The 17,775-nt window shown below is 55.4% G+C and carries 16 protein-coding genes and 2 tRNA genes; 5 read left to right on the plus strand and 13 right to left on the minus strand.

Annotation, left to right across the window (positions count from 1 at the left end; genetic code table 11):
• Nucleotides 1–56: 56 nt before the first annotated feature.
• Nucleotides 57–1,163, minus strand: coding sequence for a histidine kinase (locus tag VFU50_15050; protein HEU5234179.1), 1,107 nt, complete (start codon nucleotides 1,161–1,163; stop codon nucleotides 57–59).
• 206 nt (nucleotides 1,164–1,369) lie between these two features.
• On the opposite strand from VFU50_15050, the gene VFU50_15055 reads away from it, so the two are divergent.
• Together VFU50_15055 and VFU50_15060 are read left to right on the plus strand one after the other, a co-directional pair.
• A complete protein-coding gene (locus VFU50_15055; GenBank protein ID HEU5234180.1) occupies nucleotides 1,370–1,888 on the plus strand; it encodes a DinB family protein in 519 nt (172 codons plus the stop codon).
• Between the two features lie 58 nt (nucleotides 1,889–1,946).
• Nucleotides 1,947–4,451, plus strand: a complete 2,505-nt coding sequence (locus tag VFU50_15060) for an ABC transporter permease (GenBank protein HEU5234181.1) — start codon at nucleotides 1,947–1,949, stop codon at nucleotides 4,449–4,451.
• Between the two features lie 271 nt (nucleotides 4,452–4,722).
• Here VFU50_15060 and VFU50_15065 read toward each other — a convergent pair whose 3' ends face one another.
• The 6 genes from VFU50_15065 to VFU50_15090 are packed head-to-tail and all read right to left on the minus strand — an operon-like array spanning nucleotide 4,723 to nucleotide 8,183.
• On the minus strand, nucleotides 4,723–5,052 hold the full coding sequence (locus VFU50_15065; GenBank protein HEU5234182.1) for a carboxymuconolactone decarboxylase family protein: 330 nt from the start codon (nucleotides 5,050–5,052) through the stop codon (nucleotides 4,723–4,725).
• Between the two features lie 13 nt (nucleotides 5,053–5,065).
• On the minus strand, nucleotides 5,066–5,302 hold the full coding sequence (locus VFU50_15070; protein HEU5234183.1) for a tautomerase family protein: 237 nt from the start codon (nucleotides 5,300–5,302) through the stop codon (nucleotides 5,066–5,068).
• 7 nt (nucleotides 5,303–5,309) lie between these two features.
• A complete protein-coding gene (locus VFU50_15075; protein ID HEU5234184.1) occupies nucleotides 5,310–5,711 on the minus strand; it encodes a cupin domain-containing protein in 402 nt (133 codons plus the stop codon).
• Between the two features lie 28 nt (nucleotides 5,712–5,739).
• Nucleotides 5,740–6,123: a DUF2255 family protein gene (locus VFU50_15080; GenBank protein ID HEU5234185.1), complete on the minus strand. Its 384-nt coding sequence runs from the start codon at nucleotides 6,121–6,123 to the stop codon at nucleotides 5,740–5,742.
• An 11-nt stretch (nucleotides 6,124–6,134) separates the two neighbouring features.
• The gene (locus VFU50_15085; GenBank protein HEU5234186.1) at nucleotides 6,135–7,163 is read right to left on the minus strand and encodes a zinc-dependent alcohol dehydrogenase family protein; all 1,029 of its coding nucleotides are present in this window, start codon (nucleotides 7,161–7,163) and stop codon (nucleotides 6,135–6,137) included.
• A gap of 21 nt (nucleotides 7,164–7,184) precedes the next feature.
• Nucleotides 7,185–8,183, minus strand: coding sequence for an aldo/keto reductase (locus VFU50_15090; GenBank protein HEU5234187.1), 999 nt, complete (start codon nucleotides 8,181–8,183; stop codon nucleotides 7,185–7,187).
• Nucleotides 8,184–8,419: 236 nt separating this feature from the next.
• Here VFU50_15090 and VFU50_15095 point away from each other — a divergent pair, with 236 nt between their 5' ends.
• On the plus strand, nucleotides 8,420–9,388 hold the full coding sequence (locus VFU50_15095; GenBank protein ID HEU5234188.1) for an AraC family transcriptional regulator: 969 nt from the start codon (nucleotides 8,420–8,422) through the stop codon (nucleotides 9,386–9,388).
• Between the two features lie 363 nt (nucleotides 9,389–9,751).
• Here the strand turns inward: VFU50_15095 and VFU50_15100 are convergent, their stop codons facing one another.
• Both VFU50_15100 and VFU50_15105 read right to left on the minus strand, forming a co-directional pair.
• Nucleotides 9,752–10,456: an MEDS domain-containing protein gene (locus tag VFU50_15100; GenBank protein HEU5234189.1), complete on the minus strand. Its 705-nt coding sequence runs from the start codon at nucleotides 10,454–10,456 to the stop codon at nucleotides 9,752–9,754.
• 578 nt (nucleotides 10,457–11,034) lie between these two features.
• Nucleotides 11,035–12,033 carry a hypothetical protein gene (locus VFU50_15105; GenBank protein ID HEU5234190.1) on the minus strand — a complete coding sequence of 333 codons (999 nt, stop codon included), beginning with the start codon at nucleotides 12,031–12,033 and terminating at the stop codon, nucleotides 11,035–11,037.
• Between the two features lie 156 nt (nucleotides 12,034–12,189).
• On the opposite strand from VFU50_15105, the gene VFU50_15110 reads away from it, so the two are divergent.
• Nucleotides 12,190–13,959, plus strand: coding sequence for a winged helix-turn-helix domain-containing protein (locus VFU50_15110; GenBank protein ID HEU5234191.1), 1,770 nt, complete (start codon nucleotides 12,190–12,192; stop codon nucleotides 13,957–13,959).
• A gap of 145 nt (nucleotides 13,960–14,104) precedes the next feature.
• On the opposite strand, the gene VFU50_15115 is transcribed toward VFU50_15110, so the two are convergent.
• Entirely contained in the window at nucleotides 14,105–15,334 is a 1,230-nt protein-coding gene (locus VFU50_15115) for an alpha/beta hydrolase-fold protein (GenBank protein ID HEU5234192.1), read from the minus strand.
• A gap of 609 nt (nucleotides 15,335–15,943) precedes the next feature.
• Here VFU50_15115 and VFU50_15120 point away from each other — a divergent pair.
• A complete protein-coding gene (locus VFU50_15120) occupies nucleotides 15,944–16,258 on the plus strand; it encodes a hypothetical protein (GenBank protein HEU5234193.1) in 315 nt (104 codons plus the stop codon).
• 13 nt (nucleotides 16,259–16,271) lie between these two features.
• Here the strand turns inward: VFU50_15120 and VFU50_15125 are convergent.
• The 3 genes from VFU50_15125 to VFU50_15135 form a co-directional block, all read right to left on the minus strand.
• Nucleotides 16,272–16,347: transfer RNA gene (locus VFU50_15125), tRNA-Lys, on the minus strand.
• A 309-nt stretch (nucleotides 16,348–16,656) separates the two neighbouring features.
• A tRNA-Ile gene (locus VFU50_15130) sits at nucleotides 16,657–16,732 on the minus strand.
• Between the two features lie 142 nt (nucleotides 16,733–16,874).
• Entirely contained in the window at nucleotides 16,875–17,711 is an 837-nt protein-coding gene (locus tag VFU50_15135) for a DUF1003 domain-containing protein (protein HEU5234194.1), read from the minus strand.
• Between the last annotated feature and the right edge of the window lie 64 nt (nucleotides 17,712–17,775).

The following is a 17,775-nucleotide window of genomic DNA, read 5'->3' on the forward strand; positions in this document are numbered from 1 at the left end:
CAATGTCGTTGTGTTTGGCCAGATAGCGACGGATACCGCGCCGGGCGATCGGTTCGTCATCGACGATGAGGACTCGCGTCTTCATGCGAACTCCGCAGTGGAATGGTGATGATGGCCTCACAGCCTCGACCGTCGCCCCTGATAAGTTCCAGCGACGACTCCTCCCCGTACAGCTGTTTCAACCGTGACTGGACATTGTTGAGTCCGACGCCGAATCGCAGACGCGATCCCGGTGCCGGACCAGGGCCATCATCGCGGACGCGGAGCGAAACTCTGCCATTGTTGCGTTGCGCAGCGATCTCTAGCCGGCCCGCGGCGGAATCGACGCTGAAGCCGTGCTTAATGGCATTCTCAACCAGAGGCTGAAGCGCCAGGCTCGGTACATAGATTCCGAGAAGGTCAGTCGGTACGTCGATGTCCACTTTCAACCGATCATGAAAGCGTGTCTGTTCGATCTCCAGATATTTGCCGACAAACTCGAGCTCGCTCTGCAAGGTGATCTCGTTCTCGCGCCGTTCGAGGGCAAGACGCAGCAAGTCGCCCAGGCTGACCAGCAGATGGCTCGCAGCCTCGACGTCTTCCTGCATCAGCTGTCCAATGGTGTGGAGACTGTTGAACAAAAAGTGCGGATGTAACTGGCTCTTAAGGTTCTCAAGTTCGGCATGGGAGAGCTGCATCTCCAGTTGCGCCGCTCGAGTCTGACGCTCCATAGCAGCCTGATAAAAGTGGAACGACTGATACAGCCCCACAACTAACCAGTATGTAAGCACGCCAGTGAAGCTCATCGACAGAACACTGGCTGTGAACGTCGGGGGAAGGGGCGGCGCACCAGGATCGGTTATGCGAAGAAGTAACCGCAGAAGTCCATGGCTCAGAAAATACGCGGTGACCGATCCCAGGGGAGCCATCATTAGCGACGTGACCGTATGGATCGCTATGTGAGGTACAAACCTCGGCCCCGTCAATGGCAACCGTTTTGCCAGAGCAATCACGAGCGGTGTGCACGCCGCCCATACATTCCAGTAGACGAGTTCGATCGCACCCACGATCACCCAGCTGACGTGCCCACCGCGAACCTTCGCAACCACGATCCCCTGCACCGTAAACAACAGTCCTACGATCGTCCACGCACACAGGATCAAAATCCATCTCGTCCGTCCCATATTTGCTGTGGCCTGCAGCACTGGATGTGTCAACCCTTCGGGTGTGTCAACCCTTCCGGCAAGGATTGTAGCGGAACCCTCGAAGAGGACATCACTGAGGACAGACCGCTTATCTCACTTCGGACACCGCACATCACTTTTCCTGCAAACAGTGGTTCTGCGCTCCATATCCTTCAGCGAGAGGAGCATCGCTAGAGGAGTTTCACATGAAGAAGATTTTGATTCAGCACGGAATTTGCACGCTTCTGGTCGCTCTGATGGTGCCGTTGGCGCAGGCGCAGCCGGCAGGAATGCAGGCCGCCTTCGGGAAAGATGCCGGAACTCTTTCCGACAAATTCACCGCACTCGCGCGCGTTATGTCGGGCAAGTATGACTGGAAGCCCGCCCAGGGCGTTCGTTCCGTCGGCGACGTGTTCAACCTGATTGTGAGGGAGAACAGCATGCTCGTCGGCGTGCTCTCGGGCACACCGAATCCGGGGGCAAAGGCCGCGCCGATCACCGATCCGGAAAAATTGCAGGAAGCTCTGAAAGCTTCATACGCCAGTCTGCAAAAACTGATCACGGCACTCTCCGACAATGACCTGCAGGCGTCGGTGAAACTGTTCGGAAGAGACATGACGTTGCAGGCCGTGCTGACTCTGATTCTCGATGATCAACACGAACATCTGGGGCAGTCGATCGCGTACGCGCGCAGCAACGGCGTGGTTCCGCCCTGGTCTAAGTAGGAGCTACAAACTGATAACTAATAAGAGTGCCGTGTATTGACCTTAGAAGAGATTCTTCATGGGAACTTTACTTCAAGATATTCGCTATGGCTGGCGCATGCTGGTCAAGAAGCCCACGTTCACGATCGTAGCTCTCCTGACACTGGCTCTGGGCGTGGGAGCCAACACCGCCATTTTCAGCATCGTGAACGCCGTATTGCTGCGTTCTCTGCCGTACCCCGACCCGGACCGTCTAGTGAGGATCTACTTTAACAACCCAGGGGTAGGGTTGCGGGGCGTGCGGTTTTCCGTGCCGGAATTCGACGATCTCAGAGCGCAGACCGATGTGTTCGAAGATGTGAGTGCCATCGTTGCGGGCCCCACAAACTTGACCGGTGTCAAACATCCCGAACATTTGGCAATGGTCGAGGTTTCTACTAACTACTTTTCTATGCTCGGCGCCACTCCCGAACTAGGACGTTTAATTGATCACCGGGACTACGCGCTCGGTTTTGCGCCTGTGGTTGTGATCAGCGATGCCTTGTGGCGCCGATCTTATGGGGCTGATCCCGGCGTCCTCGGTCGGAGCCTTCGCCTCGACAACGATCTATATACGATTGTAGGTGTAGTTTCTCCCGGATTTCGCCACCCGGGGCCGACTATTCCAGCCGTGGAGGTGTGGATTACCTGCGGATTCAGTGCCGATCCGTACCCGGCGCCGGCGCGTGGGCTGCGCGTACTACCAGGGGCAATCGGTCGTCTCAAGCCGGGCCTCAGCATAGCGCAAGCTCAGGCACGGCTTGATACCTTGACTGCTAATTTGCGTCGCGAATTTGCGAATGATTACCCTCCGCAAGCCAAATGGGCGATTGAGATTGAGCCGTTGCAGCAATCGTTGGTGGGTAAGGTTCGACCGATGCTGGTCGTGTTAATGGCTGCCGTAGTCCTAATCGTTTTCGTGGTGTCTCTAAACATTTCCAGTCTGCTTCTGGCGCGCGCGTCGGGCCGACAGCAGGAGATGGCAGTACGCGCGGCGCTGGGAGCGAGCGGGAGCCGAATGATTCGGCAGATGCTCACCGAATCGCTGTTGCTGGCTTTCATCGGCGGAATCGCAGGACTCGCGACGGCGGCGATTACGCTGAAAGTCGTCTTGCGATTTGTGCCGGCGAATCTTCCGCGGCTGGGCGAAGTAAACATTGATTGGCGGGTGCTGGGGTTTGCGTTACTGATTTCGCTCGCGACCGGACTACTGTTTGGGCTGGCTCCCGCGATTCAGTCCTCGAAGGCGGGACTGGCGAGCACGATGCGCGAGGGCTCGCGCGGCTCGGGCTACAGTGCGAAGGCTGGGCGCATGCGCGATGCGCTGATGGTGTCGCAGCTTGCCTTTGCGCTAGTGCTGATGGTCGGCGCGGGGCTCTTATTGCAAACGCTGCGCGATTTGTTGCGGCAAAATCCGGGTTTCAACCCATCGCAAGTAGTGACCGCGAATATCTATCTGCCGCACCCGAATGATCCGCAGCTCGATCCATATCACACCTTCGCGCAGCAGATTCCGTTTAATCGCGAACTGCTGCGGCGCGCAAACGCGATTCCCGGCGTGCAGTTGGCGGCGATTACGTCTAATTTGCCGGCCGCCGACGCAATTAACAGCGATGCGGCGGCCTACGGCGCCACGAACCACAACTCGCTGGACATCGAAGATCGGCCCACTGAATCCTCCGGAGATTTGAGCGCCGAAATTATCCGCATCAGCCCGGACTATTTTCGAGTGATACAAACAGCGCTGGTCGAGGGGCGCTTCTTCACCGAGGACGATGAAAACGGCAAGTTGCCCGTGGCAATCATCGACGAGGCGACGGCAAGGCGCTACTGGTGGCCGGATCATGATCCGGTGGGCGGGCGGCTGCGTATCCGGTTGCGTTTCGGGGAGAGTCGTGTGAATCCATGGAGCACCGTGGTCGGCGTGGTGAAAAATATCAAGCACGACGGGCTCGATGTCGATGGCGTGCCGCACGTCTATGTTCCGTTGAATCAATTTCTCGGGCGGTCGTTGAGTTTGGCGCTGCGAACTTCGTTGCCCACGAGCACCCTGGATGCGCAAATTCGCGGCGCGATTCAGAGCGTGGATCCGGGGCTGCCGGTATTCAACGTCACCTCAATGGATGAGGTACTGGATGCATCGCTGGCATCGCGCAGATTTTCGGCGAATTTGGTGGCGGGATTTGCAGGTGGGGCGCTCTTGCTGGCCTCGATCGGAATTTACGGTTTGCTGGCCTATATGGTTGGCCAAAGATCACGCGAGATCGGTATCCGCGTGGCCCTGGGCGCGCGACGGAGCGACATTCTGAGGATGTTCCTGCGCAAGGGGGTCGCACTTGCCGCCGTTGGCATCGTCGCCGGATTGGTCGTTTCTGCAGCCACTGCGTCGATGATGGCAAGTTTGCTGTATGGTGTTCGCCCGCACGATCGGCTTGTGTTTCTGGCCGTGCCACTTCTCCTGTTTGCGGTTGCAGTGCTGGCCAGTTACTTCCCGGCGAGGCGAGCCACAAAGGTAGATCCTATGTTTGCTCTTCGCGAGGCATGAACTTATCGAGTTCAGACTGAATACTTTGGGGCCTGATCTCTGCAAGAACCGGAGTAACCCCCATCACGCGACGTTAACAAGACGAAAGCCGAGGTGGTGAACTCAATGGTTTCAGCGATTTCCCAATCGTTTTCGCGAGCACAAATAGGCAGATTTAGACACTGTTGTTGCGAACTTGGTACAAAGTGTTTTGGGCAGCGGGCTCTCAAGGCCGGGTCCCAAAATAGACCGCCATTAACTGCTGACCTGCTTGGCGAAAGATGAGGCTGAATCATCGCGTCTTTGATTGATCGAAAAGTTCTTTCGCAAGCATGACGGCGGTGATGGCGTTAGGCCAGCCGGAGTAGAAGGCCAAATGAGTGATAGCTTCGATCAGCTCTTCCTTCTTAACTCCATTCTCCACCGCTTTCCCAAGATGGAACCGCAATTGGTCGGGTCGATTTAAGGCGATGAGTGCCGCGACCGTGATGAGACTGCGGTCGCGCTTCGACAACTCCTTGCGCTCCCAGACATCGTCGAACAGCACTCTGTCCGTCAGTTCGACCAGCTTCGGAGAAAAATCGCCGATCAACTTCTTAGCTCCATCCGAAGGTTTTGGCATTTTGTGGTTCTCCTTAATTAGAGATCGTTCGGGTCATATCCCGGTTTTTGTAAATGTTGTCCCAGTTGTTCTGAATGTCTGGCTTGTACACCTTTTCCAGCCAATCCCTGGATTTCACCTCATCGAATGCCACGGAAACAGATTCTCCATAGTGGAGAATCTCCATGACATTCTTTGTGATTGCCTCAGCAAGACGGGTCTTCTGCTGCTCCGATTTTCCCGGCCACAACTTCGCGATTACATGCGGCATTGCTTCCTCACACTGATTTCCGATACTGCTCGTCGGTAACTTTTTCCAGCCAGTCAACGGTCTTTCCGTTGAGACTTTCCTGGACCGCGATGTGAGTCATGGCGGTTCTCGGTGTTGCTCCGTGCCAATGCTTTTCGCCGGGAGCGAACCAGACCACATCACCGGGCCGAATCTCTTCGATCGGTCCACCTTCGCGTTGTGCGCACCCGCAGCCGGAGGTCACGATCAATGTTTGTCCCAGTGGATGCGTATGCCATGCAGTGCGCGCGCCCGGCTCGAAGGTGACGTGCGCGCCGCTGACGCGTGCCGGCTCAGGCGCCTGAAATAACGGGTCGACACGCACCGTTCCAGTGAACCAATCTGTGGGACCTTTGCCCGAGGCTTGCAAACCAACTCTCCTTATTTCCATTTCGGTATTTCCTTCATTGTCGAATCGATCACGCGGCTGCCTTGAGTGGAATAACCTTCACCGTCGCCGACCGGGCACCTTCGCCAATCATCGGTTTCAAATAGGGACTGCCCTTATATTTCGCGCGATAAGCATGATCGATGCGGTTATTGATTTCGCCGTTAACCGGCTCGAAGCTGACTTCCTTCGTCATGCCTGCAGCATTGATCCGGCCGGCCTTCTGCTGCATGGCGGCTTTGTACCAGCGCGAGTTCCGGCCGTTATACGCGCGAACATAGAGGTCGTTATCAACCACAACCGACCAGATCCACGTCGGCGTGCCGTATGTCTTTCCGCCCTCGCGGAATGGCGAGATGTGCAGATCGTCGTTGTCCGCGATCCTCTGCAGTTCTTTTTTTAACCAAGTGCTCATTCTTGCCTTCCTTACTTCGTGCCGTTTGGATGTAGAAGCGTCTTGATTGCGCGACGCTCGTCCATTGCGCGGTAGCCTTCCGCAACCTGATCGAGCGGCAGCGTGAGATCGAATACTCTGCCCGGGTTGATTTTCCCTCCGAGCACGAGGTTAATCAGGTTCGGCAGATAACGCCGTACCGGAGCCGGGCCGCCATGGAGTCGAACGAGCGTGAAGAACACCTGCTGCAAGTCGAGGTTTGCTTCGTGCGGCACTCCAACGTAGCCAACCGAGCCACCCGGCCGCGTGGAGCGTATCGCCTGCATCATCGAATCCAAAGTGCCGACGCATTCGAGCACCGAGTCCGCGCCGACGCCTTTTGTCATTTCCTTGATCCGAGCGACGCCTTCATCGCCGCGTTCACTCACGATGTCCGTCGCGCCGAACTCTCTTGCGAGTTTTTGCCGCGATGCATGACGGCTCATCGCGATGATCCGCTCCGCTCCCATTTGCTTCGCCGAAAGCACCCCCAACAAGCCCACAGCTCCATCGCCTACAACGACCACGGTTGAGCCGGGTTTAACATTCGCCGCGTCCGCCGCGAACCAGCCGGTTCCGAGCACATCAGAGACAGCGAGGAGACTGGGAAGAAGATCGCCCGATGGGATGTCGGGCGTGGCAACAAGCGTGCCATCAGCAAACGGCACTCGCGCATATGGCGCCTGCGCTCCACTCATAAATTCCAGGTTCTGGCATCCGGATTGATAGCCGGCCCGGCAATTGGGACACGTGTTGTCGGATATACAAAACGATCCCACGACGAACTGGCCTTTCTTCACCGTCTTGACCGCGCTGCCAACCTCTTCGACGATCCCGCAATACTCGTGCCCCATCGGGGTAGGCTGCTCGATCTTCTGAATGCCCCGATACGGCCATAGGTCGGAGCCGCACACGCACGTGACAGAGAGTCTTATGATTGCGTCCGTTGGTTTGAGGATCTTCGGTTCGTCTCGTTCTTCGAAGCGAACGTCGCGCGGTCCGTATAAAACTGCTCCTTGCATTCTTTCTCCTCGTTCTGCAACTCAGCGGTAGGTCATTCGTTCCAGTTCTTCCGGATAACGAGCGCCGTCGACCTTGACTGCTGAGGCAGCATTGTCGATTTCGCGAAGATCATCCGGTGTGAGTTCGAGGGCATCGGCGCCAATGTTTTCTTCGACGCGCGTTAACTTCGTTGTGCCCGGAATGGGAACGATCCATGGCTTTCGGGCGAGTAGCCAAGCAAGCGCGATTTGGGCCGGCGTCGACTTCTTGCGCTTGGCAATTGCGCTAAGGGAATCCACAAGAGCTTGATTCACGGTTTGGGCTTCAGGTGCAAAACGTGGGATACGACTGCGCAAATCGTCACTGCGAAATGTCGTTCCCTGCTTGATTTTGCCGGTGAGAAATCCCTTGCCAAGAGGACTGTAGGGGACGAACCCGATGCCTAGTTCTTCGCACGTCGGAAGAACTTCCTCTTCAGGACGCTTCCACCAAAGGGAATACTCGCTCTGCAATGCGGTCACTGGCTGAACGGCATGAGCCCGGCGAATTGTTTGCGCCGCTGCTTCCGACATGCCGAAGTGCTTCACTTTCCCTTCCCGAATGAGATCTTTCACAGCTCCAGCTACGTCTTCAATGGGAACGTTCGGATCGACGCGGTGTTGATAGAAAAGGTCAATGGCGTCCACACCGAGCCTTCTGAGTGAGCCTTCGACGCTTTGCTTGAGGTACGCCGGCTCGCTACTGACGCCCACATTGCGAACCTGGCCATCGACTTGCTCAAACTTGAATCCAAATTTAGTGGCGATGAGGACCTTTCCGCGGAATGGGGCCAGAGCCTCGCCAACAAGTTCTTCATTTGCATATGGACCGTAGACCTGAGCTGTGTCAAAGAATGTGACACCGCGCTCTGCCGCTCCCCGGATCACTGCAATCATCTCTTGCTTGTCTCCGGCTGGACCGTAGCCGAAACTCATGCTCATGCAGCCCAATCCAATCGCAGACACTTCCAAATTGCTCTTTCCAAGTTTCCGTTTCTTCATCGCTTTGATCTCCGCATTGTTAATGGCATTTCCTAAACGACCTCGCAGTGCTCGTTCGGGTTAGCCGATTTCACGGTTAATAACAAGAACGATTTCATTTCACGTCTTCGCACCTGACCATTAGAGAACCGGAGTCTTCGAAGCGGATATCACAATCCTGCCGTTTAATTGCCTATTCCTGTCGCGACAAGGGATTTTGTGGAGAAGGATGGCTGCGTCGGCGGTAAGATTCAGTCATGAGGCAATCAGTTGTCAGGGCAATGAAGCGCGAATATGCGCCGAACAATACCTCTTCCGAGGTCTCTAAGTTGCGGACTGAACTGGCGCGAAGGATTGCTGCTCATGCTCCCGCTGAAGGCGAACACTCAACGTCAATACCGGGCCTCACGCTGTATCGACGAACTACGACAACGGCGTGCTATCCGGCGACCTACGAGCCCAGTTTTACCGTCTTCGTTCAAGGCAAGAAACGTATAACGCTCGGCGGTACCACGTACCTCTGCGATGGATCGACGTTCCTGATCAGCTCGCTTGATCTTCTCGTGGTGAGCCAGATCGTAGAAGCAAGTGAAGAGGAGCCGCTGCTTTGCATGCTGCTCAAGCTCGACATGGCGGGAGTCAGAGAAATTTTGAATCACGCGGAGTTTCAAACCGGGAACGGGTTAGCTAACGCTCGCGGCATTGCAATCGGCAAGACAACGACCGCTCTGCTGAAACCGTGTTCTCGGCTTTTAGATTTACTCGATGCTCCCGAAGACATCCCATTCCTCAGCAGCTTGATCCAGCGCGAAATCATGTATCGGCTGCTTCGAGGACCACAGGGCGCACGTTTGCGCGCGATCGCCACATTGGGGGACCAGAGCCACAGAACAGCCAAGGCGATTGCGTGGCTCAGAGCCAATTTCTCGAAACCTCTGCGTGTAGAAGAACTCGCTGACGTTGCACGAATGGGCATGTCAACGCTGCATCATCATTTCCGGGCGTTGACGGCCATGAGCCCGCTTCAGTACCAAAAGCAGCTTCGGTTAATTGCAGCGCGAGAACGAATGCTTATCGAGGGAGTGGATGCGGCGAGTGCGGCTTTCGAAGTCGGTTATGAAAGCCCCAGCCAATTCAGCCGCGAGTACAAACGGTTCTTCGGTCAACCACCGGTGCGCGACATCAAAGCCCGTCGCTCCCCGCAATCTACGGCACTTCCGCACTGAGGCTCGATCGCCGCGCAGAGGCTGAGTCCCTTGAATGTGACCAGTGAACCTTAAACCTTTGATGAATAGATCAAAGCTGCGTCGGCTGAAACTGACCTGAATTCCAGAGGAGATCCGCGAGCGACAGCGGCAAACCTCGTAACAATTTTTGACTACATCTGCCGATGGCAGGTACACCATCGCTGAAAACAAAGGAGTCGGTGAGCGCGGGAGGAATCGAATCCGCAACAAAATGCAGTTTCAACACCATGCAGGGCTACGGATGACACTCAAGGCCATGAAAGTCAACTCAAGCCAAAGCCCTCACCACTTCCTTCGACTCGCCCGATTACAAACAGGTAGTCATCCTGCAAGACATGTTCTTCACTTAGACAATTCCAGTCGATCAAGAAATTCTTGCAGCGCCACATAATGAGGATTCTCGCGCACAACATTGCGCCGGATAGTGATGGGATGCGTTTCCAACGCGCCGTTCAGAATCACGCGCCCGGACAGCGACCGAACGTCGTACATACAAACAATGACACAGGGGAACTGGCGGGCAGCATCTGTTACTTTCGCCTCGAATTTCAGAATCTCCGCTTCTTCCGGCCAGTTCGGTCGGCCCCAGCCAATATTTCCAAGCAAACGTATCAGCTTCGTGCCCTGGGAAATCCTCTGCTGAAAGTGGCTTCCTATTCTTGAAAGAATCACATCGCTGTTCTTGTCCCCCGCAAGAGTGATCAGCCGGCCCGATTTCGTAGCGTACTCGACATTCACTCCTTCTTTCTTCAGAACCGCTAATACTTTCTCATTTGCCTCCTCATAACCGAATACAACCGCATCATCATTGGCGCGCAGTCCAGTAGAGAGGAAGCGGACACCACGGCTGAACTCTTCTTCCGACTCCCAAAAATACGCGATGTGATCGCATCGTGAGCACAACGCGTCACTGATACCGAGGGGAATTTCTTTTACGCGTAAATTCATTAACTTTTGTCGCTTTAGACTCAATGATACCTTGAGCCACAATCCTCGACCGTGGCGCAGCCCCAAGCGATTTGCAGAGTCGCTAGCAATCTGGCCCATCCCGCAACACCAATTAACGCCAAAGCAGTCTGACGAGTTTTGCCGCTTCTATTTGCCTACGAATCCCGTTATGGGCTTGGTAGTGATTGCTCCTGCTGCTGGATATCATGCTCGCTGCGCCAAAGCGACTTTCCACGATTCGCCGGCTCCCGTGCCGGAATACTTTAACCGACTGCGACAATTTGCACGAACCGAGAACGCTCGAACTCATTGCGAGCCGCTGTCTTTGCCGCTATCCGACCAAACGGCGATGGATCACGAAATTGGTGAGCGCGGAAGGAATCGAATCCGCAACAAAACGTACTTTCAACAACGTCCAGGGCCACGGATGACACGCAAGGCCACGAAAGCCAATGCAAGCCATGCAAACAGAGCGCGTATAGAGCGCGGCTCCGGAGCCGGGCGGTGTTGTATCGATGAGCCTGACTGAGTGATCAGGCGGGATTGATAAAGAACGCACGGGTCTGGACTAGCTTGCGCTCCGGTGATGAACATGGTCGAGCCAGAGCAAGTCGGCCACCCTTGCCACTTAAATTTCGGCGACAAGGGTGGTTCGGTTCTGGCGAGAACAATGGGTCTCAACAGCCGAGCAAGGTGCGAATTGCGGCTGCGGCGTCTAAAAGGTTGCTCGCGTTCCTAATGCTGATCTTCTTACCCGATTGCGCATTTACCTCATTCAAGAAATCTTGCAGGGCAACACAGGCAGATGCGGTGTCGCCAGCCTGAAACGCGCCAAGTGCAGCTGTCAGTTTCTTGTTTAGGCTGTTCGTGATCCCAAAGTCGAGGTTAAGTTTTGAAAGCGCCGCTTCCAGGACCTGAATTTCGGCGCCAGCCTCGGGTTGAGACGTGGCTCCCATCGTATTGCCCAGACCTGTGCCACCCAGGACGTCGAGAGTGCCCTGCTCCAAATCGATCTTATAGAGGGGCGAATTTGGATTGGAAAAATCCGTTGATAGGAACCGATTCGAAGAATCAATGGCCAGAGTCATTAAGCAGGGGTTTTGTACGTCCGTGATCTTCGTGCCGGCGCCGGAGATCAGATCAATGGAATAAACCGCAGAGCCATCACATAATGACGCAACCGCGTACATTGTGAAATTAAATGGATCCCAGGCCATATCCATGATTCCGTCGAATCCTAGATTACCGATGAGGGTGGCCGCACCGGTTTTGAGATTCAGAGTGTAGAGATTGTTGGTGTTGAAATTCGCGGCGTAGAGGGTTCCATCGGGAGTGAACGCCATGGCCTCCACTGGAACTCCCGTGAATCCGATCGAAGTCGTAGTGAGAGTATTACCTGCACCGCCACTGCTGAGGTCCACAGTCACTAGTTGGCACAGGCTTGCAGAGCCACCGCGGAGTACTGCGTACAGCGTTCCGTTGGGGCTGAACGCTTGCGCAAGAACCCCGAGTCCCGTTCCATTGGGTCCGTAGGATCCAATGGACGTTTTATCCCCTGTATCTGAGTTGACGACAAAAAGGTTAGCGCCGCCCCTGCTCTCGACGTAAATGTTGTCAGCCCGGGCGCTCATGCATGCAAGCAGCACTGCTAGCGCAACTATCGCCCTAATTTTCATGTGCTTGACTCCTCAATTTTTGGAATAGAATCTGCCGAGCAGCCTTCCCGAAACAGACTGACTCGAAGAGTGCGACGACCGTAGGTCGAAAGTCGGAGCGCCGTCTTCAGAGCGAGATTAGAATTTGTTCAAAATTTTCTTAGAGCTCGCAAAGTTATGCCAATCAAGCGGATTTACGAGTTCGGGTCGTTCAGGATCGATCCTGATCAGCGCCAGCTGCTGCGAGATGGCAAAGCCGTCCCGCTCACACCCAAGGCGTTCGAGACCCTCTTAGCACTCGTAGAAGATAGCGGCCGCGTTGTAAAAAAAGACGACCTGATGAAGCGGTTGTGGCCTGATGCCTTTGTAGAAGAAGCCAATCTTGCGCAGAACATCTGGTCCCTCCGTCGAGCTCTGGACACCAACGGTATCCAATACATCGAGACAGTGCCGAAGCTCGGGTATCGGCTGACAGTCAAAGCGAAAGTGGTTGCGGATCCGGAGAAAAACGTCGGGCCGGCAACCATGTCCCGAGTCAAGATCGCCGAGACAGTGTCACTCGGAACAATTCCAGGGACAAGGGGCAATAGGAGAAGAGTGGCCCCGATTAGTGTCGCGGCCGTGCTCTTGGTGGGCCTGGGCTTCATGGCGTGGTGGGCAAAGAGCCGCGCAGCCAACACTCCCGCACATATCCATTCACTTGCGGTTCTACCGCTGGAGAATCTGTCGCAAGACCCGGAGCAGGAATATTTCGCCGACGGCATGACGGATGAGCTAATCACGGATGTAGCGAAGATCCACTCTCTGCGCGTGATCTCGCGCAACTCGGTGATGCAGTACAAAGGCAAGCACAAGCCGGTGCCGCAAATCGGGCGCGACTTGAAGGTCGATGCCGTCATCGAAGGAACGGTGACGCACGCTGGCGACCGCGTGCGCATAACGGCACAATTGATCGACGCGCGCGAGGACCGCCACCTGTGGGCGGACACGTATGAGGGTGACCTGCGAAACGTGCTGGCACTTCAAGATGAAGTGACCACAGCCATTGCCAGGCAGATCAGCATTCAGCTAACTCCGCAAGAGCAAACTGAATTTTCCCAAGCACGGACGGTCAATCCAGAAGCTCATCAGGCGTATTTGCGCGGCCTATACGAGCTCCGGCACAATTCAGTGGACAGCAATGGAAAAGCAATTGAACATTTCCAGCACGCCATCGTGATTGATCCCAACGATGCCTTGGCTTATGCGGGTCTTGCCGTAGCCTATACCGGCTCCCCTGACGCTCCTAAAGTAAGCATGCCGAAAGCGAAGGCCGCGGCGTTGAAAGCGATCGAACTCGATGACTCCCTGGCGGAAGCACACTCCGAACTCGGCCTAGTAAAGCTCGTCTACGAGTGGGATTGGCGGGGCGCGGAGCAGGAGCTGCGAAGGGCGCTTGAATTAAATCCAAACTCGTCTCTAGCGCATATGCACTACGGGCGTTATCTGCTGTTTGTGCCTCATCGGACTGACGAGGCCATTCAAAATTGCCAACGGGCCTACGATCTTGACCCAGCTGTTCCTGCGGAGCTGGATGACTTCGTTGGCATCCTGTACTTCGCGCGACGGTACACCGACGCGATCAATGAAGCGGCGAAAGAATTAGAAGACAACAGCCCACTTCTTGCGATGTCATACGCAGAACTTGGTCACCGTGAGCAAGCGCAAGCTGTAGCAGCGCGCGTAGAAGCCTCGACAAAGAATCCCACGATGCTGGCACAAGCAGCGGCCGCATATGCGGTTGCAGGAAACAAGAAACGAGCTTACGCGCTGTTAGAAGAAATCGTGGCGCAGGCAAACCAAAACTATGTTTGTGGAATGAATGTCGCCGCTGTGTACTCGACGCTCGGAGACAAAGATCAAGCAATGGCTTGGCTGGAGAAAGCGTATCGCGACCGCTCGGTTTGACTGCCAAACATCGGGGTGGATCCCCGATTCGATCCGATGCGAGGCGACCCGCGTTTTCAGGAACTGCTGCGCCGCATGAACCTGACTCAATAGAGTGCCGCCTCTCACGCATTCAAAGCGATTGCAATGCAGTCTGTGGTCCGCGCTAGTTCGGGCCCATGGCAATGGCCTTCTTTTGCGCAGCGTTCTTTGCTTCCGCGGCTATTCGCTGCAGGCGCTGTTTGTATGGACCGAGGTTTGCATCGGTGTACTTGGCGGCCAGTGCAATTGCTTGTTGGAGATTCTCACTTGCGGCATCGTACTTGCCAGCCGCTTCGAAGCCCTCGCCCAAGCTTTTGTACGCATTGGCCGATTCGGGATAAAGCTGAACATTCCGCTGAAAGACCGCGATTGCCTCATCGAGTTTGCCATCGTTCTTGAGTTGATAGCCGAGTTCGTTAATGACAGTCTCCGGCAGCGGAATGCTGTAACCGAAACGCTGAGACAGTTTGCGGTAGTGATCCTCAATTCCGGCTAGACCACCTATGAAGCCGGACGTTTCGTCGCGGGGTGGATCCCATCCCTTAAAAATCATGCATAGACCGGCGTAGTGCGCGCGCAGCACAGTTGAGCCGTGCGTCTCGTCCGGATAGTGCTCGGCCTTCCACAAAAAACCTTCAGGTGCGTGTTGCGAAAGCGACTTTTCCAGAGCCGAGAAATTTCGCGACATCGGATTATCAGAATTTCCTTCGCCAGCCAATGACATGAACAGCGTGCTATTCAGCTTCGCTTGGGTCGCAAACAACTGTTGCGCCTGATGAAGAACACGCCCGTCGTCCCACTGCAGACTCGGACTCACCGCGAGGTAGGCCTTGAACATGTTCGGTCGTGTGATCAGCGCGTAAATCGCGAGCAGGCCACCAAGCGAGTGCCCAGTCAAAATTTTGTACGGCGCGACCCGATAGCGCTTCTGGACTTCGGGCATTAGCTCAGCTTCAATGAAATCGAGGAACTTATCGGCGCCGCCTGCGGTTGGAAATGGGTCGGTTTTTCCTTCCGGGAGTTTGTGGTGAGTGGAGGTCAAATCGCGCGTGCGATCGGTATTCTCAATTGCGACGACGATTACCTCTGGCATGCGAGTATTCGTGACCAAGAAATCGATCGAACTGCCAATCTCGTTCACATGCCATGGACCATCTGTCTGGTAGATGACCGGGTAAATATGCGTGCTCCGATCGTAACCACGAGGCGTGCGCACCCAAATCACGCGATCTTCATTCAGCACTTTCGAGTGCATGGTGAAGCTCTGCGGAACAGGCGGCGCAATTTCCTCCCCTTCACTCGCAACTGAAAAAACTGCCAGTACGGTAAGCAGGAGCCGAATGGCGAATCTCATGGCAATCTCGGTGAGAGATTACTCCACAGAGCTGCACCACGCCAGCACAGAAATAAGAAATCGAGCAATTCCTTCAAACTTACGCGAAGCTAAATACTCGAGCGGTTCCCCTTAAACAGTTTTCAGCGCAGGTTGTAATAATCGTCTTTCGGGCGTTGTCCCGCCTCGGCTCGGTCTAACGAAAATCTTAAAGAAGAGAAGATTGGGTGGCCTCAATCCGCAGCACAACAGCACGTCTCATACTCGGTACCTCTTACATGCTCTTGTCTTTTGCTTTAGTAATGAGAAGTCACGGTTCGAGGTGCGACGAAACGCAAGCGGCACCCGCGCAGCCTTACTGTGGAAGAGTTCCGCCGGTTCGCGCAGAACATGAGAGAGCCGTTTCGCACGATGGTCTGCTGTGTGTCTGCCTGGGCCTGCATCAGTGAGTGTCTGGCGTTGCGTTGGTCGGACGTTGATTGGCTCAATGGCAAGCTGCTGGTCGAGCGGGCATCGTTTGCCAGCAGGTTGACGATGTAAAAAGCGACGAGTCACGTCGGCAAATGTCCATTGATGTTTCGAAGTGCTCAAGGTGTGGAGACAAACGACCCAGTTTTCGCAACCCGAAGATTGGATCTTTGCCTCTCCAACGAAAGCTGGGCGGCTGCCGTGGTCGTACGATCAGGTCTGGCGCATGAGCAAAAAGCCGCCGCAGCAACGGGAATCGGTCAACTTGGGACGCACTCTCTGCGGCATACCTATCGCTCCTGGCTGGATTCAGTCGGAACGCCAGTGGGCGTGCAGCAGAAGCTCATGCGGCACGCCGACATTCGCACAACCATGAATGTGTGCGGCGATGCGGCAACGGATGAGATGACCCAAGCGCACAGCAAAGTGGTGGGATTAGCTCTGAATGGAGCGCAGACAGAGCGCAAAGCGAGCTAACCCATTGAAAAGTTGGTGAGCGCGGAAGGAATCGAACCTTCAACCTACTGATTAAGAGTCAGTTGCTCTGCCAGTTGAGCTACGCGCCCATGCTTCGATGTTGGAAGACGAGCTGGGTGGGTGATCGCGAGGATCTGCCGACGCGGTGATTAGCGCCGACATTCATCCTAAATGACGATGTTGGTGCGCAGCAAGCGTGCTCCTTGGAGATGTAGTTCGTCGCAGTCACACCAGCGCTAAAGCGCAATCTTATTAAGCGTTCGTTAAGACGACGCTAAAGCGTCGCCCTCGACTAAACTCGAGGGCTTCCACGAAAACAAGCGCGACGACGGGAGAAGCAGTTAGCGACTTGTGCTGTGGCCGAATGGAGACTGCCAATTGCCCACTGCGGTTTTTCCTGGTGGGCCCGGAGGGATTCGAACCCCCAACCAAGGGATTATGAGTCCCCTGCTCTAACCGTTGAGCTACAGGCCCGCGGAGTGTACTTAATCAATATATGGTACCGGGAAAGGCGAACACGAAGGTCACGAAGGGAACACAAGAGGTCACGGAGCCAAATGCTAATTGTGACCTCTCTCTGTTGCCTTCGTGATCTTCGTGTTCGCCTTTCCTTAGGTTACGCGTTTACTTTGCCGCGCACTAAATCCTCGACATCGTCGATCTTGTCGGCGATTAGGTTCAGTTTTCTTGCCAGGCCTTGAATCTGGATTTCGGAGCGGCGGTTCACGTCGTAGTCCAATTCGCTGCGGACGCGGTCTTTAGCGTCCTGGCGGTTCTGGCTCATCATGATGATCGGCGCCTGGATGGCTGCGAGCATCGAGAGGAAAAGATTCAGCAGAATGAATGGATATGGATCCCATGCGGAGCGTCCGAGCGTGACGTTGGTTGCAGTGTAACCGACGAGCACAAGAAGACAGATAATGATGAACTTCCAGGAGCCGCCAAAGCGGGCGACGGCGTCGGCAACGTGCTCGCCGGTGGTGGTCTTCTCTTCGATCAATTCGTTCGGATTGCGCGCGGCGCGCAGGCGAATGAGTTCCTGCGAGGTGTGAAACTGGCGACCGAGGACGCTGAGCATGTCCATGCCGGCGTGCGGCTTGCGCGTGAGCAGCACGGCGATATCGTTGCGGTCGACTTCGATGCACATTGAAGGCTCGAGCGCGATCGCGCCGCTCTTGTGCTCGGTGCCGTCGAGCATCGAGGCGAAGCCGAAGAACTCGCCGGCTGCGGGCTCGTCGATGACAACCTCCTGGTTGTCCTGATCGACGGTCGAAACGCGGACGCGGCCGGAGACGAGGATGTATCCGCGTCCGCCGGCATCGCCGATTTTGTAGATGCGCTCGCGTGGGGCAAATTGTTTGAGTTCGACTTGCGCGGCGAGCACGGCGGCTTCGTCGTCGTCGAGAAGGCCGAAGAGTGGGACGTTTCGCAGGAGTTCACGATCGCATGTCATGGTTCACCTCGGGGTCATAGGTAGATGTGCCAATGATGCAACGGGCAAGGAAAAGCCCCGGCTT

Source organism: Terriglobales bacterium (assembly GCA_035764005.1).
Taxonomy (GTDB): domain Bacteria; phylum Acidobacteriota; class Terriglobia; order Terriglobales; family Acidobacteriaceae; genus Gp1-AA112.

Bases quoted from the DNA above. Each gene is read 5' to 3' on its own strand.
- VFU50_15070 (HEU5234183.1), bottom strand. From the start codon at position 5,302: ATGCCGCATGTAATCGCGAAGTTGTGGCCGGGAAAATCGGAGCAGCAG.
- VFU50_15050 (HEU5234179.1), bottom strand. From the start codon at position 1,163: ATGGGACGGACGAGATGGATTTTGATCCTGTGTGCGTGGACGATCGTA.
- VFU50_15060 (HEU5234181.1), top strand. From the start codon at position 1,947: ATGGGAACTTTACTTCAAGATATTCGCTATGGCTGGCGCATGCTGGTC.
- VFU50_15105 (HEU5234190.1), bottom strand. From the start codon at position 12,033: ATGAAAATTAGGGCGATAGTTGCGCTAGCAGTGCTGCTTGCATGCATG.
- VFU50_15055 (HEU5234180.1), top strand. From the start codon at position 1,370: ATGAAGAAGATTTTGATTCAGCACGGAATTTGCACGCTTCTGGTCGCT.
- VFU50_15110 (HEU5234191.1), top strand. From the start codon at position 12,190: ATGCCAATCAAGCGGATTTACGAGTTCGGGTCGTTCAGGATCGATCCT.
- VFU50_15080 (HEU5234185.1), bottom strand. From the start codon at position 6,123: ATGAGCACTTGGTTAAAAAAAGAACTGCAGAGGATCGCGGACAACGAC.
- VFU50_15100 (HEU5234189.1), bottom strand. From the start codon at position 10,456: ATGGGCCAGATTGCTAGCGACTCTGCAAATCGCTTGGGGCTGCGCCAC.
- VFU50_15115 (HEU5234192.1), bottom strand. From the start codon at position 15,334: ATGAGATTCGCCATTCGGCTCCTGCTTACCGTACTGGCAGTTTTTTCA.
- VFU50_15135 (HEU5234194.1), bottom strand. From the start codon at position 17,711: ATGACATGCGATCGTGAACTCCTGCGAAACGTCCCACTCTTCGGCCTT.
- VFU50_15065 (HEU5234182.1), bottom strand. From the start codon at position 5,052: ATGCCAAAACCTTCGGATGGAGCTAAGAAGTTGATCGGCGATTTTTCT.
- VFU50_15095 (HEU5234188.1), top strand. From the start codon at position 8,420: ATGAGGCAATCAGTTGTCAGGGCAATGAAGCGCGAATATGCGCCGAAC.
- VFU50_15090 (HEU5234187.1), bottom strand. From the start codon at position 8,183: ATGAAGAAACGGAAACTTGGAAAGAGCAATTTGGAAGTGTCTGCGATT.
- VFU50_15075 (HEU5234184.1), bottom strand. From the start codon at position 5,711: ATGGAAATAAGGAGAGTTGGTTTGCAAGCCTCGGGCAAAGGTCCCACA.
- VFU50_15085 (HEU5234186.1), bottom strand. From the start codon at position 7,163: ATGCAAGGAGCAGTTTTATACGGACCGCGCGACGTTCGCTTCGAAGAA.